Origin of the sequence: Sulfuriferula sp. GW1 (assembly GCF_047300855.1) — a bacterium.
Classification (GTDB): Bacteria; Pseudomonadota; Gammaproteobacteria; order Burkholderiales; family Sulfuriferulaceae; genus Sulfuriferula.
Genome location: NZ_CP170197.1, coordinates 2,275,417 through 2,290,450, shown reverse-complemented (window position 1 = coordinate 2,290,450; position 15,034 = coordinate 2,275,417). Strand labels below are relative to the sequence as shown.

The window sequence follows — 15,034 nt, the reverse complement described above, 5'->3', positions numbered from 1 at the left end:
CATGGGGATAAAAACAAAGTTCGTGGATTCCGACATCCTGGTCATCGGCGGCGGCTTCGGCGGCTGCGGCGCCGCCTACGAATCCCGCTACTGGGGACGGGACCTGAACATCGTCCTGGTCGAAAAGGCGAACATCGAGCGCAGCGGCGCGGTGGCGCACGGCCTGTCGGCGATCAACTGCTATATGGGCATGCGCTGGAATGAAAATCAGCCGGAAGACCACGTGCGCTATGCGCGCGGCGATTTACTTGGCATCGTGCGCGAGGACATCGTCTACGACAACGCCCGGCATGTGGACTCCACCGTGCACAAGTTCGAGGAGTGGGGCCTGCCGATCATGAAGGACGAAAAGACCGGCCACTACCTGCGCGAAGGCAAATGGCAGATCATGATCCACGGCGAGAGTTACAAGCCCATCATCGCCGAAGCCGCGCGCAAAGCGGCGAGCGAAGTGTATAACCGCATCATGGTCACCCATCTGCTGATGGACAAGACCAAACCCAACCGCGTCGCCGGGGCCGTCGGCTTCAGCGTGCGCAGCGGGGACTTCTACGTTTTCCGGGCCAAGGCGGTCATCGTGGGCGCCGGCGGCGCCTCCCATATTTACCGGCCGAGGGCCATCGGCGAAGGCACCGGCCGGACCTGGTATGCGCCATGGAGCAGCGCCTCGGCCTACGGTCTGCTGATCCCGACGGGCGCCAAGATGACGCAAATGGAGAACCGCATCGTGCTCGCCCGCTTCAAGGACGGTTACGGGCCGGTCGGCGCCTGGTTCCTGCTGCTGAAGTCTGTGGCCACCAACGCCTACGGCGAACAGTACGAGTCGAAATGGCTGGAGCATACCAAGGCCATCGTCGGCGAGAAATATACGAACAGCCAGCCGTTCCCGACCTGCCTGCGCAATCACGCGATGCTGGAGGAGATGAAGGCCGGCAACGGCCCCATTTACATGCAGACCCAGCGTGTTCTCGATACCGCCGAGAAAGAGGAGATCGGCTGGGAGGATTTCCTCGACATGACCATCGGCCAAGCCGTCGTGTGGGCGTCGCAGAACATCGACCCCAGGGAAAAACCGTCCGAGCTGATCACCTCCGAACCCTACGTGATGGGTTCGCACGCCACCTGTTCCGGCGCCTGGGCCAGCGGCCCGGAGGACTGCGCGCCGGATGACTACCAGTGGGGCTATAACCGCATGACAACTGTCGAAGGGCTGTTCGGGGCCGGCGATACCATGGGTGGGGCGCCACACAAGTTCTCGTCCGGCTCGTTTACCGAAGGGAGATTGGCCGGCAAGTCGGCGGTCCGGTATGTTAGGGATTTGAAAGGCGACCAACCGCAGCTTGATGACAATGAAGTCGACAGCCTCAAGCAGGCAGTGTTCAAGCCGCTGGAAAACTACAAGCTCGGCCGCAACGAGATCGTCGCCGGCACCGTGTCGCCGAGCTATCTGCTGCCGCTACACGGCCTGCAGCGGCTGGAGAAACTCATGGATGAGTACGTCGGCGGCTACAGCACCTTCTATGTCACCAGCAAACCCTTGCTCGACCGGGGCCTGGAACTCCTGGCGATGTTGCGTGAGGACCTCGACCGTCTCGGCGCCGAGGACCTGCACCAGCTGCAGCGCGCCTGGGAACTCCATCACCGGGTCCTGACGGCGGAATCGGTGACCCGTCACACGCTGTTCCGGGAGGAAACCCGCTGGCCGGGCTACTATTATCGCGCTGACCATCCGAAGCTCGACGACACCAACTGGCACGTCTTCACCGCATCGGAGTATGACGCGAAAACGGGTGACTGGCGCATGAGCAAGCTTCCGGTGCACCACATCATAAAGTGAGCGGGATAATCCCATGATGCCAGCCCGAACTGCCCTTTTGACGAGCGATATGAAAATTTTGCTCAGCCGGGCGCATCAATCACTACAGGCGCAGGGCCAGATATTGCCTTTTGCCGTGCCGGCTCAACAATCGGGCAGAGTTGAAAGGAAGATGCGCGTACCGCATCGTTATGTGCCTCAATTCGCACTGAGCCAGATCAGGCGGGCAATGGCGCCACTCATGATGGTCAGATGGATCCATGACCACAGCCGATAACGAGTGGCGAGCTTGTCGGGCGGTTCGTTGGCGACCAGGTATAGTCGTCCATCACTGGGCTTGCGTAGCATATGCACGCCGTCTTTCATGCGGATTTCTTGATGTTCGGCAGCGATGTGTTGTTTTGCCAGCAGTACAGCGGCTTCCCATTCGTGTGCGTTCAGTTCGCCATCCTTGTTCAAGTCAAAGCGCGACATCAGCGTGGCTTTATCCTGCTTCCACTGCGCCAGCAGGTCCGACACATCCTGTTTCGCATCCAGTTCGGCATTGGCGCCGCCCAGTGTGACGTGTTCACCAATGCCATAGAGTGGCTCGCCCGCCAATAGCATCCATTCCGTCTTGCGGTAACCTTGTTCGATCCATTCGCGTTTATGACTGGTACGGATTTCAGCACCGTCGGGATCGATTAATATCTGGCCGCTACCATCATCCAGGGCGAAGGTGTCATGGCTGGCGCCGGAATCGATAAATTCCCAGTTATCTTCGTTGCTCCGACGCTCGACGCGATAGCGGTACCACAGACAGGGCAGATTACTGAGATGGCTGACTAATTGTGCTCCATCAAGATACCTGCCGCGTCCGGCAAATTCAGTGTAACCCTGAGGTGCGGAGATGATTCTGGAGGTGGGTGTATCAGCCACCAGACGGTAGCGTCGATGGTTGGCGAGCCAGGCGATAAAGCTGGTGGCACCCACCAGCGATAGCGCGACAAGCCAGCCAGTGTGATTGCCGATCTCCAAACCCAGTATCAGAAACAGCAGGTTGAATCCGGTAGTGAGACCATTGGCGAAGGTGTGACGCGCTTCTGCGATGGCCTCTGCAATCCAGCCCATATTCAGCCAAATAATGTTTTAACGTTCACATCGGTTATTTCATCTGCCTTGAACCTGAGCAGTTCAAAGGCCTTGAAGCCGAATTTTTTAGCGATGATCACGTCCGGGAACTGCTCGATGCGCACGTTGTTGATGTTAACGCTGTCATTGTAGAATTCGCGACGGTCGGCAATCGCATTTTCAAGTCCAATAATGCGTGCCTGAAGGGTTTTGAAGCTCGCGTCGGCTTTCAGTTCCGGATAGGCTTCCACCACGGCAAACAGCCCGCCCAGACTGGTGCGCAATGCACCTTCCGCGCTGGATAAGGCGGCCATATTGTGCGCCTCGCGTGCCGTAGACACCGCGGCGCGCGCTTGCATCACTTTTTCCAGGGTTTGTTGCTCGAACTGCATGTACTGCTTGCAGGTTTCCACCAGCTTGGGCAATTCGTCGTGACGTTGCTTGAGCAGTACATCGATGTTCGACCAGGCGCGCCCGACGTTGTGCTTGAGTGTGACCAGTCCGTTATAGAGCAATATCGTGTAAAGCGCGACAATAACCAGAATGATCAGTGTGACAATCTGAGCGGTGCCCATGTTTTCTCCCCTTGTTTATCTGAAGTGTAACGGATAAGCAGCAAAAAAATTAAGGGCAAACAGGTTGCTCCGGCTCAGCCCGGGCGCTTGCCGGTGTCCGGCTTTGCCAGGCGAGCAACACACTTTCCGTACGCGGATGTGTTATGTTTGTTCCTGGTCTTGATGGAATTTGTCACGGCTTTGTCGCAATGCCGCAATGCGGCTTCAGTAAATTAACTATTTTGTCTGTCGGAGTTCACATGCTTTATCCGGAAGTATTTGGCACATTGGAAAAACTACGCTGGAACATGGCCAAAGACGTGCCCTGGGATAGCTTTGATCCGACGCTGCTGACCGATGAGCAAGCCGCCACCATCAAGATGAACGCGATTACCGAATGGTCGGCGCTGCCTGCTACGGAAATGTTTTTGCGCGATAACCGCCATGACAGCGATTTTTCGGCGTTCATGTCGGTATGGTTTTACGAGGAACAAAAACATGCGCTGGTGTTAATGGAATATCTGCGCCGCTTTCGTCCGGATATGGCGCCTACTGAGGAAGAATTGCATCAGGTGCGTTTTGAATTTGATCCAGCGCCGCCGCTGGACACCCTCATGCTGCATTTCTGTGGCGAGATGCGACTGACGCAGTGGTACCGCCGCGCCGCACAGTGGCACACCGAACCTGTCATCAAGCATATTTATGGCCTGCTCTCCGGAGATGAGGCGCGTCACGGCGGGGTGTATTTTCGTTATATGCAGCAGGCGATCGAACGTCAGGGCGATGAGGCGCGGGCCGCTTTCGCCAAGGTTGGCGTGTTGATGACCAGCTCCGGGCGCAGTAGCAAGCCCCTGCATCCCACCAATTTGCACGTCAGTGCCAATTTTTTCCCCAATGACACGGTACAAAGCCGCATGCCCGATCCGGACTGGCTCGAACACTGGCTGGATAATCAGATCCAGTTTGATCCAAGCTGGGAAGCCAAAGTGGTCAACACCATCCTGATCAAGTTATCCAATCTGTTCGGCCAGTCTTTTGAGAGCATCAAGGATCTGAACCGTTACCGTAAACAAGTTGCTTCGGCGGTGCCTACAGCCGCATTCTAAGCACGGTTTCAATCTCGTCATCGGTCAGCAGTATAGGGTTGGTTTTCATACTGCTGCCGCGGCTGTTGGTGACGATACGAGATAGATCATCCACACAGACGCCATAATGATTGAGACGCGGCAGATCCATTTCCCTGGTCCACTTATCCAGTATTTCAATCAAGGTATCGTGTGCGGCCAAGTCGTCCAGCGTTTCATCGTTGCCCAGCAATCGACCCAGCTGCGCGTATTTTCGTAAGGCGACACCGGCGGGTGTGCGTTGCTTTAATGCCTGTATATTGATTTGCGTCGCCGCTGCGACTAGGGTGCCGCAAGCCACACCGTGTGGGATCGGGAAAAATGCCCCCAGCGGCGCAGCCAATCCATGTACTGAACCCAGCCCAACTTGCGCCAGAGTGATACCCGACAGGAGTGCGGCATAGGCCATACCGGAGCGCGCATCCGCAGCGGACGCGCCCTGCCGATACCAGACCAAAAGACTGTCACGCGTTATGCGCAGGCCATCCAGCGCAAGTGCATCAGTAAATGGATTGGCCTTGGTGGAAACAAATGACTCCAATAACTGAGTGAGCGCATCCATGCCATTTGCGGCGATAACCGGGGCCGGGCAGGAGGCAAGCAGATCCGGATCAACCACGGCATATTCCGCTATCAGGCTTTCATCGCGGAAGGACTTTTTAAAGCCGTGCTCACCATGCAGGCTTAATACGGCATTTTTGGTGGCCTCCGAGCCTGTGCCCGCGGTAGTCGGCACCGCAATAAAGGGAGTGGCAGGGCCCGAATAAGGTCGCTCTGGCCCAACGCCTTCGAGGTGATCCATGACGGAGTTGCCCGGGCGCAGCAAACCTGCGATCGCTTTCGCGGCATCCAGGGCACTACCGCCGCCAATGCCAACCACAACGTCGATTGCACAATCCTGTAACCGAGTTACTTCCGTATCTACCAGATACGGCGAGGGTTCGGTTTCCACCTTTACGTCTTCCCACGTCATCCCGTGCGCCTCCAGTCCACACAATAATTCGGTCCAGATGCGTGAATCACGAATAGCGGAGCGCCCGGTGACCAGCAGTACATGTTTGCCATAACGTGCAGCCAGCCCGGGAAGCTGCTGCACAGTGCCTGGCCCGAATAAAATGCGTGGCAAACGTGAAATATTGAATGCATTCATCATAAAATTTGATTGCAGGTGGAGTTGTAATGAAGAGGTGTTCGCATTTTTTTGATTATTCGAGTGTGTTTTTTATTACAGTAAAAATGAAATCTGTTCAGGTATTTAGGTTCATTCTGCCCGCAAAATGCATCCCCGGCAAAGGGGGTGGACGCGAATAAATGTTGACGCCAAACGCCGTGCTTTGCTATAGTCTCACTTCTCGACGCGGCATAAACAGCGCAGCGATGAGAAGCAGTAAATCGGACGCGGGGTGGAGCAGTCTGGCAGCTCGTCGGGCTCATAACCCGAAGGTCGTAGGTTCAAATCCTGCCCCCGCAACCAAGCAACACCGCTCTTTAACAACAAGACAACCGATAAGTGTGGGTATTTGCGATGGGTACCTGATTTTGGGAACTGGGTAACTGGTAACTGGAAGAGGGAAGTAAGAAATTGCAAGTGCTCAGACTTAAAGCATTAAAACTTTGAGAATGAGCGACCGCGGTTTGGTGGAGTCTTAGGACGAGACTGAATCGCACACAGGAATTAAACTGAAGAGTTTGATCCTGGCTCAGATTGAACGCTGGCGGAATGCTTTACACATGCAAGTCGAACGGCAGCACGGGAGCTTGCTCCTGGTGGCGAGTGGCGAACGGGTGAGTAATACGTCGGAACGTATCCATGTAATGGGGGATAACGCAGCGAAAGCTGTGCTAATACCGCATACGCCCTACGGGGGAAAGCAGGGGATCTTCGGACCTTGCGTTATTGGAGCGGCCGACGTCTGATTAGCTAGTTGGTGGGGTAAAGGCCTACCAAGGCGACGATCAGTAGCTGGTCTGAGAGGATGATCAGCCACACTGGAACTGAGACACGGTCCAGACTCCTACGGGAGGCAGCAGTGGGGAATTTTGGACAATGGGCGCAAGCCTGATCCAGCCATTCCGCGTGAGTGAAGAAGGCCTTCGGGTTGTAAAGCTCTTTCAGCAGGGAAGAAACGATCTTGGCTAATACCTGAGATTAATGACGGTACCTGAAGAAGAAGCACCGGCTAACTACGTGCCAGCAGCCGCGGTAATACGTAGGGTGCGAGCGTTAATCGGAATTACTGGGCGTAAAGCGTGCGCAGGCGGTTTTTCAAGTCTGATGTGAAATCCCCGGGCTTAACCTGGGAACTGCGTTGGAAACTGAAAGACTAGAGTGCGGCAGAGGGGGGTAGAATTCCACGTGTAGCAGTGAAATGCGTAGATATGTGGAGGAATACCGATGGCGAAGGCAGCCCCCTGGGTCGACACTGACGCTCATGCACGAAAGCGTGGGTAGCAAACAGGATTAGATACCCTGGTAGTCCACGCCCTAAACGATGTCAACTAGTTGTTGGGGAGGGAGACCTCCTTAGTAACGCAGCTAACGCGTGAAGTTGACCGCCTGGGGAGTACGGTCGCAAGATTAAAACTCAAAGGAATTGACGGGGGCCCGCACAAGCGGTGGATTATGTGGATTAATTCGATGCAACGCGAAAAACCTTACCTACCCTTGACATGTACGGAACTTGCCAGAGATGGCTTGGTGCTCGAAAGAGAACCGTAACACAGGTGCTGCATGGCTGTCGTCAGCTCGTGTCGTGAGATGTTGGGTTAAGTCCCGCAACGAGCGCAACCCTTGCCATTAGTTGCTACATTCAGTTGGGCACTCTAATGGGACTGCCGGTGACAAACCGGAGGAAGGTGGGGATGACGTCAAGTCCTCATGGCCCTTATGGGTAGGGCTTCACACGTAATACAATGGTCGGTACAGAGGGTTGCCAACCCGCGAGGGGGAGCCAATCCCAGAAAGCCGATCGTAGTCCGGATCGGAGTCTGCAACTCGACTCCGTGAAGTCGGAATCGCTAGTAATCGCGGATCAGCATGTCGCGGTGAATACGTTCCCGGGCCTTGTACACACCGCCCGTCACACCATGGGAGTGGGTATTACCAGAAGCAGGTAGCTTAACCTTCGGGAGGGCGCTTGCCACGGTAGGATTCATGACTGGGGTGAAGTCGTAACAAGGTAGCCGTAGGGGAACCTGCGGCTGGATCACCTCCTTTCTAGAGAAAGCCTGTTGTAAATATCCACACTTATCGGTTGTTGTTGTCGAACAGGAAACGGAAGCGAGATCCAGGACCAGGGCAGAGTCCCAGCCTGAGTCAGCATCTTCGACCAGATCCTGCACACCGGGTCTGTAGCTCAGTTGGTTAGAGCACCGTGTTGATAACGCGGGGGTCGTTGGTTCGAGCCCAACCAGACCCACCACTGATTTGACATAAGCGGCGCGTGGCGGCGTTGTCGCCGGACTTGCCTACATAAGTAGGCGGCACCCGGCTCCACCTTGCTACGCTTGCTTCTGTCAAATCAGTGATTGGCGGAAAAGCTTGGTTAACCGTTAAGCGGATTGACCAAGTAGCGCCAGGCGGGAGGAAGCGACGTGTGCTGTTGCACACGAGCGCCCGAGCAACGCCGCGCTACGCCGGTCAGGTCGCTTAACGGGGGATTAGCTCAGCTGGGAGAGCACCTGCTTTGCAAGCAGGGGGTCGTCGGTTCGATCCCGTCATCCTCCACCAGGTTTCGTGTGAAGTAGCCATGAAGCGTCAGGTGTAAAGTGCACGCACTTTAGACCTCACTCTTTATGAGTGGAGCTGTTCTTTAAAAAATTGGAAGAAGTAAAGTGTTTATTGCCGGCCGGGCAGCGAGCGATCGCTGCCTGAATGGCGATAGACAAACGGGTTTTGATTGTATCAACCGATCCGGGCTTAGTCAGTCTGGATCGGGTAGCAAACGCTGATTAACCTGTAACTGAGCGAATCTCGCAAGAGAGACTTAAGGTTATAGGGTCAAGCGACTAAGTGCATGTGGTGGATGCCTTGGCGATTACAGGCGATGAAGGACGTTGCAGCCTGCGAAAAGCTGCGGGGAGCTGGCAAGCAAGCTTTGATCCGCAGATGTCCGAATGGGGAAACCCACCCTTAGGGGTACCCTGAGCTGAATACATAGGCTCAGTGGAGCGAACCGAGCGAACTGAAACATCTAAGTAGCTCGAGGAAAAGAAATCAACCGAGATTCCGCAAGTAGTGGCGAGCGAACGCGGAACAGCCTGCAAGATTTAGCACACACGTTAACAGAACAGCCTGGAAAGGCTGGCCAGAGAGGGTGATAGCCCCGTACGTGAAAACCTGTGTGTGGAACTAAGTTTGCGACAAGTAGGGCGGGACACGAGAAATCCTGTCTGAACATGGGGGGACCATCCTCCAAGGCTAAATACTCGTAATCGACCGATAGTGAACCAGTACCGTGAGGGAAAGGCGAAAAGAACCCCGGGAGGGGAGTGAAATAGATCCTGAAACCGCATGCATACAAACAGTGGGAGCGGACTTGTTCCGTGACTGCGTACCTTTTGTATAATGGGTCAGCGACTTACGTTCAGTAGCGAGCTTAACCGAATAGGGGAGGCGTAGGGAAACCGAGTCTGATAAGGGCGATAGTTGCTGGGCGTAGACCCGAAACCAGATGATCTATCCATGGCCAGGATGAAGGTGCGGTAACACGCACTGGAGGTCCGAACCCACTAATGTTGAAAAATTAGGGGATGAGCTGTGGATAGGGGTGAAAGGCTAAACAAATCTGGAAATAGCTGGTTCTCTCCGAAAACTATTTAGGTAGTGCCTCAAGTATCACCTTCGGGGGTAGAGCACTGTTATGGCTAGGGGGTCATCGCGACTTACCAACCCATTGCAAACTCCGAATACCGAAGAGTGCGAGCTTGGGAGACAGACATCGGGTGCTAACGTCCGGTGTCAAAAGGGAAACAACCCAGACCGCCAGCTAAGGTCCCAAAGACACAGTTAAGTGGTAAACGATGTGGGAAGGCATAGACAGCCAGGATGTTGGCTTAGAAGCAGCCATCATTTAAAGAAAGCGTAATAGCTCACTGGTCGAGTCGTCCTGCGCGGAAGATGTAACGGGGCTCAAACTGTGCACCGAAGCTGCGGATATGTAATTTATTACATATGGTAGGAGAGCGTTCTGTAGGCCGTTGAAGGTGAGGTGAGAACCTTGCTGGAGGTATCAGAAGTGCGAATGCTGACATGAGTAGCGATAAAACGGGTGAAAAGCCCGTTCGCCGAAAGCCCCAGGTTTCCTGTGCAACGTTCATCGGCGCAGGGTGAGTCGGCTCCTAAGGCGAGGCTGAGAAGCGTAGTCGATGGGAAACAGGTTAATATTCCTGTACCGGCCTTGAATGCGATGTGGGGACGGAGAAGGTTAACTCAGCCAACTGTTGGAATAGTTGGTTTAAGTGTGTAGGCAGATCCCTTAGGCAAATCCGGGGGGTCAATGCTGAGGCATGATGACGAGGTGCTACGGCACTGAAGTGAGCGATACCATGCTTCCAAGAAAAGCCACTAAGCTTCAGTTCAAGGACGACCGTACCGCAAACCGACACAGGTGGGCAGGGTGAGAATCCTAAGGCGCTTGAGAGAACTCAGGAGAAGGAACTCGGCAAATTAACACCGTAACTTCGGGAGAAGGTGTGCCCCTAGTATGTGAAGCGACTTGCTCGTGGAGCAGAACGGGGTTGCAGTGAAAAGGTGGCTGCGACTGTTTAATAAAAACACAGCACTCTGCAAACACGAAAGTGGACGTATAGAGTGTGACGCCTGCCCGGTGCTGGAAGGTTAAGTGATGGGGTGCAAGCTCTTGATCGAAGCCCCAGTAAACGGCGGCCGTAACTATAACGGTCCTAAGGTAGCGAAATTCCTTGTCGGGTAAGTTCCGACCCGCACGAATGGCGTAACGATGGCCACACTGTCTCCTCCTGAGACTCAGCGAAGTTGAAGTGTTTGTGAAGATGCAATCTACCCGCGGCTAGACGGAAAGACCCCATGAACCTTTACTGTAGCTTTGCATTGGACTTTGAACATACTTGCGTAGGATAGGTGGGAGGCGTTGAAGCGGTATCTCCGGATATCGTCGAGCCACCCTTGAAATACCACCCTGGTGTGTTTGAGGTTCTAACCTAGGTCCATTATCTGGATCGGGGACCGTGCATGGTAGGCAGTTTGACTGGGGCGGTCTCCTCCCAAAGCGTAACGGAGGAGCACGAAGGTATCCTAGCTACGGTCGGAAATCGTAGCGATAGTGCAATGGCAAAAGGATGCTTGACTGCGAGACTGACAAGTCGAGCAGGTGCGAAAGCAGGTCATAGTGATCCGGTGGTTCTGTATGGAAGGGCCATCGCTCAACGGATAAAAGGTACTCTGGGGATAACAGGCTGATTCCTCCCAAGAGTTCACATCGACGGGGGAGTTTGGCACCTCGATGTCGGCTCATCACATCCTGGGGCTGTAGCCGGTCCCAAGGGTATGGCTGTTCGCCATTTAAAGTGGTACGTGAGCTGGGTTTAAAACGTCGTGAGACAGTTTGGTCCCTATCTGCCGTGGGCGCTGGAAATTTGAAGGGACCTGCTCCTAGTACGAGAGGACCGGAGTGGACGGATCTCTGGTGTACCGGTTATCACGCCAGTGGTATCGCCGGGTAGCTAAATCCGGAAGAGATAAACGCTGAAAGCATCTAAGCGTGAAACTCGCCTTGAGATGAGATTTCCCGGGGGCTAGACCCCCCTAAAGGGTCGTTCGAGACCAGGACGTTGATAGGCTGGGTGTGGAAGTGCAGTAATGCATTAAGCTTACCAGTACTAATTGCCCGTGAGGCTTGACCCTATAACCTTAAGTAGTGGGTTACTGGTTAATACAGCGCAGCGCGATTAAAACAGCGCAGTACAATCAAAACACGCAACACACTTTACTTCTTCCAATTCGGGACGCGGTCTGATCGAAAGATCGCACCGCGTCCGAGCAGCTTACGTCTGACGACCATAGCGTCCTGGAACCACCCCTTCCCATCCCGAACAGGGCCGTGAAACGGGACAGCGCCGATGATAGTGTGGATTACCCATGTGAAAGTAGGTCATCGTCAGACTTCTATACCAAAAAACCCTCAGGTGAAAACCTGGGGGTTTTTTACTTTTAAGGCAATACAATCTACTGAATTTAAAGCCCAACGAATAAGGTTAGATCGTGCGTAGCCACGATCTGAACCGTTTGTTGGACGAGCCCGGCCCTGAGCGTGATCGAGCCTCACAGAAAATAGCTTTTTGGAAACCGCCCCGGTTGGGCCTTTACCCGAAGGCCGTACGTTTGATCGCGCGTTTCATCGGTGCCATTGCGGCAACCGATGCCTGATTTGGGGGCTGAGGGACTGATTGAGCGCCGACGCCAGGCAAGCGTGTTCCTCAGCTTTCAGGCACTGCGTTCCTTCACCTGCTGTCGATTGTCGATGCGCTTACATGGTCACTGCGCACCTCGAATCACAATGGGAACCGGCAGCGGCCCTGCGAACGCCGGTCGAATCCGCGTCCGCACAATCACCATCACCGCACCGCAGCAAGCGCACAGGATCGGCGCGCGCTGCTTGACCCATGCCGCTGCCCGGCCCGGAGCGAATCTGAGCAGCACCCGCAGCAAGGCGATCAGGCGCTTGCAGTTGGGGTGCAGAAAGCCGAAGTTGCGCGCGCGGCGGAAGCCCTTGGGCAGCACATGCTGCAACACCAGCCATAGGAACTGCGCGCCGGACACGGTGCGCCGTTCCAGTGTGTCGATCGGATATACAAAGGCACTCGACTTCGCAACCGTTTCGAGTCGTTTGAAGAAGCAGAAAGCTGGTTGATTTTTCAGCTTGAACGACTTCGGCAGGTTCATCTTTTCGGGATTCGCCCCAAACGGACATTTGACGAAGCGGCTGCAAAATATCTGCTCGACCATCAGGAGAAAGTGTCGCTCTCTCAGGACATTTATCTGCTGGAAAGGTTGGTGCCATTTATCGGTAAGCTGACGCTCGATCAGATTCACGATGGAACGCTGGCGTCCTTCATCAAAGATCGGAAAGCCAACGGACTAGCCCACAAGACCATCAATCTGGGCCTTGGTATAGTTCGGCGGATTCTGAATCTTGCGGCGCGCAGTTGGCGTGATGAGGATGGTAAAACGTGGCTGGATACACCGCCTCTTATTACCATGCTGCCGCTGTTGGGATACCAGCGCGAACCGCGTCCCATTACTTGGGCAGAACAACGGCGCATCATGCCGTTACTGCCGGATCATTTGGCTAAGATGGTTCTGTTCGATTTGAACACGGGTGCACGGGATGGGGTGGTTTGTGGTCTGAAATGGGAATGGGAGATTGCCATTCCTGAACTGGAAGTATCAGTGTTTGATATTCCAAGGGAGAACGTCAAGGGTCGGAAACGCGGTCGCGTTCTGGTCTGCAATACGGTGGCTCAAAGTATCATCGAAACACAGCGCGGGCTCCATGCTGAGTATGTGTTTCCTTATCAGGGGCACCGAGTTGAAACCATGAACAACAACGCATGGCAACGAGCGCGAAAGCAGGCGGGGATTCCCGATTTGCACATTCACGATCTGCGCCACACGGTTGGAATGCGATTGCGTGAGGCAGGCGTACGGGAAGAAACGATTGCAGATATTCTGTGGCACACGCGCCAAGGCATGACCGCTCATTACTCGGTGGTACAGATTAATGAACTGCTAGAAGCGGCGAACTGCATCAAGGATGAAGGCAGTCGGATCAATCGTAGTCTTGCCATGATTCGGCGGGAGCAGACGGGAAAAGAAAGTCCCCGAAAAGTCCCCATCAAAATAAAAATGGGTTAGATCATTTCTGACCTAACCCATTGTATATTTTGGTGCGCCCGGCACGATTCGAACGTGCGACCCCTTGGTTCGTAGCCAAGTACTCTATCCAGCTGAGCTACGGGCGCTTTGAAGCGTGACATTTTAACATAAGTTCTGGCGGAGAGAGAGGGATTCGAACCCTCGGTAAGGCTATAAACCCTACGCTCCCTTAGCAGGGGAGTACCTTCGACCACTCGGCCATCTCTCCGTTTGAGACAGCGCGCAATGATAGCTTCTTGCGCGTCACCGGTCAAATTTATGCGGCTTTTTCCAACCCGAAAGCCTTATGCAGAACGCGCACGGCCAGTTCCAGATATTTTTCATCAATGACGACGGAAATCTTGATCTCGGATGTGGAGATCATCTGGATGTTGATGCTTTCTTCGGCCAGAGTTTTGAACATGCTGCTGGCTATGCCTACATGCGAGCGCATGCCAACACCGACGATGGAGACCTTGGCAATTTTGTCGTCACCGGTCACTTCGCGGGCACCGATTTTCGCTTGCAAGTCGCGCAGCATTTGCAATGTGCGTACATAGTCATTGCGATGCACGGTAAAAGTGAAATCCGTGGTGTTGTTAGCGCCTACGTTCTGGATGATCATGTCAACATCAATGTTTGCGTCTGCGACAGGTCCCAGGATTTGATACGCAACGCCAGGGGTGTCTGGCACGCCAAGCACGGTAATTTTGGCTTCGTCGCGGTTGAAGGCGATGCCGGAGATAATGGCTTGTTCCATGTTGTCATCTTCCTCGAATGTGATGAGCGTGCCTTCGCCTTCTTCCTGAAAGCTGGATAGCACACGCAATTTGACTTTGTATTTTCCGGCGAACTCGACTGAGCGGATTTGCAGCACTTTCGATCCCAGGCTGGCCATTTCCAGCATCTCTTCAAAAGTGATTGTCTTGAGGCGCCGCGCTTCTGGCACGATGCGCGGGTCCGTCGTGTATACGCCATCGACATCGGTGTAGATCTGGCACTCGTCAGCCTTCAGCGCAGCAGCCAGCGCCACGCCCGTGGTGTCAGAACCACCGCGACCCAGCGTCGTGATGTTGCCGTGTTCATCGACACCCTGGAAACCCGCTACAACAATGACATTGCCAGCCTGAAGGTCGGAGCGCAGGTGTTGCTCGTCAATATTCAGGATGCGCGCTTTGGTATAGGAGCTGTCAGTGAGGATGCGCACTTGCGCGCCGGTGTAGCTCTTGGCTTTGAGGCCAAGATCCTTGAGCGCCATGGCAAGCAGGGCTATCGTGACTTGCTCGCCAGTGGAGACCAATACGTCCAGTTCGCGTGCGTCGGGTTGCGATTGAACATCGTGTGCCAGTTTGATCAATCGATTGGTTTCCCCACTCATGGCGGATAACACAACCACGACTTGGTGCCCGAGCATTTTGAATTTGGCGACGCGTTCGGCTACCTGTTTGATGCGCTCTACGCTGCCGACTGAAGTTCCGCCGTATTTCTGTACGATGAGTGACATTTATTATTTTCTGCTTCAAAAAATCAAATTCTA

7 protein-coding genes, 5 tRNA genes, 3 rRNA genes and 1 pseudogene are annotated in these 15,034 nt (G+C 54.4%); 9 read left to right on the top strand and 7 right to left on the bottom strand.

Annotated elements, in window-relative coordinates:
* Nucleotide 1: 1 nt before the first annotated feature.
* Nucleotides 2-1,837 carry an adenylyl-sulfate reductase subunit alpha gene (gene aprA / locus ACFDAU_RS11165; protein WP_413436991.1) on the top strand — a complete coding sequence of 612 codons (1,836 nt, stop codon included), beginning with the start codon at nt 2-4 and terminating at the stop codon, nt 1,835-1,837.
* Nucleotides 1,838-2,014: 177 nt separating this feature from the next.
* Here the strand turns inward: aprA and ACFDAU_RS11160 are convergent, their stop codons facing one another.
* Both ACFDAU_RS11160 and ACFDAU_RS11155 read right to left on the bottom strand, forming a co-directional pair.
* Nucleotides 2,015-2,926 (bottom strand): hypothetical protein, encoded by a 912-nt coding sequence (locus ACFDAU_RS11160; RefSeq protein ID WP_413436990.1) that lies wholly within the window; start codon nt 2,924-2,926, stop codon nt 2,015-2,017.
* Between the two features lie 2 nt (nt 2,927-2,928).
* Nucleotides 2,929-3,501, bottom strand: a complete 573-nt coding sequence (locus ACFDAU_RS11155) for a LemA family protein (RefSeq protein ID WP_413436989.1) — start codon at nt 3,499-3,501, stop codon at nt 2,929-2,931.
* Between the two features lie 239 nt (nt 3,502-3,740).
* Between ACFDAU_RS11155 and ACFDAU_RS11150 the strand changes: the two genes are divergently transcribed.
* Nucleotides 3,741-4,586 (top strand): acyl-ACP desaturase, encoded by an 846-nt coding sequence (locus ACFDAU_RS11150; protein WP_413436988.1) that lies wholly within the window; start codon nt 3,741-3,743, stop codon nt 4,584-4,586.
* Here ACFDAU_RS11150 and ACFDAU_RS11145 read toward each other — a convergent pair.
* Entirely contained in the window at nt 4,570-5,757 is a 1,188-nt protein-coding gene (locus ACFDAU_RS11145; protein WP_413436987.1) for an iron-containing alcohol dehydrogenase, read from the bottom strand. The two genes, ACFDAU_RS11150 and ACFDAU_RS11145, sit on opposite strands and share 17 nt — an antisense overlap.
* A gap of 244 nt (nt 5,758-6,001) precedes the next feature.
* On the opposite strand from ACFDAU_RS11145, the gene ACFDAU_RS11140 reads away from it, so the two are divergent.
* The 6 genes from ACFDAU_RS11140 (at nt 6,002) to rrf (ending at nt 11,746) form a co-directional block, all read left to right on the top strand.
* Nucleotides 6,002-6,078 (top strand) — tRNA-Met (locus tag ACFDAU_RS11140).
* Nucleotides 6,079-6,281: 203 nt separating this feature from the next.
* Nucleotides 6,282-7,821 (top strand): 16S ribosomal RNA (locus ACFDAU_RS11135).
* Nucleotides 7,822-7,949: 128 nt separating this feature from the next.
* A tRNA-Ile gene (locus tag ACFDAU_RS11130) sits at nt 7,950-8,026 on the top strand.
* Between the two features lie 232 nt (nt 8,027-8,258).
* Nucleotides 8,259-8,334 (top strand) — tRNA-Ala (locus tag ACFDAU_RS11125).
* Nucleotides 8,335-8,602: 268 nt separating this feature from the next.
* Nucleotides 8,603-11,487 (top strand): 23S ribosomal RNA (locus tag ACFDAU_RS11120).
* A 145-nt stretch (nt 11,488-11,632) separates the two neighbouring features.
* Nucleotides 11,633-11,746 (top strand): 5S ribosomal RNA (gene rrf / locus ACFDAU_RS11115).
* The 16S, 23S and 5S rRNA genes sit together here with 3 tRNA genes alongside, the layout of an rRNA operon.
* 371 nt (nt 11,747-12,117) lie before the next feature.
* Here the strand turns inward: rrf and ACFDAU_RS11110 are convergent.
* Nucleotides 12,118-12,414: pseudogene (locus ACFDAU_RS11110) on the bottom strand (transposase); the annotation flags it as partial.
* 75 nt (nt 12,415-12,489) lie between these two features.
* Between ACFDAU_RS11110 and ACFDAU_RS11105 the strand changes: the two are divergent.
* Nucleotides 12,490-13,497, top strand: coding sequence for a tyrosine-type recombinase/integrase (locus tag ACFDAU_RS11105; RefSeq protein WP_413436986.1), 1,008 nt, complete (start codon nt 12,490-12,492; stop codon nt 13,495-13,497).
* A 30-nt stretch (nt 13,498-13,527) separates the two neighbouring features.
* On the opposite strand, the gene ACFDAU_RS11100 is transcribed toward ACFDAU_RS11105, so the two are convergent.
* The 3 genes from ACFDAU_RS11100 to ACFDAU_RS11090 form a co-directional block, all read right to left on the bottom strand.
* Nucleotides 13,528-13,604 (bottom strand) — tRNA-Arg (locus ACFDAU_RS11100).
* A 29-nt stretch (nt 13,605-13,633) separates the two neighbouring features.
* Nucleotides 13,634-13,726: transfer RNA gene (locus ACFDAU_RS11095), tRNA-Ser, on the bottom strand.
* Nucleotides 13,727-13,774: 48 nt separating this feature from the next.
* Nucleotides 13,775-15,001: an aspartate kinase gene (locus tag ACFDAU_RS11090; protein ID WP_124704279.1), complete on the bottom strand. Its 1,227-nt coding sequence runs from the start codon at nt 14,999-15,001 to the stop codon at nt 13,775-13,777.
* Nucleotides 15,002-15,034 lie beyond the last annotated feature (33 nt).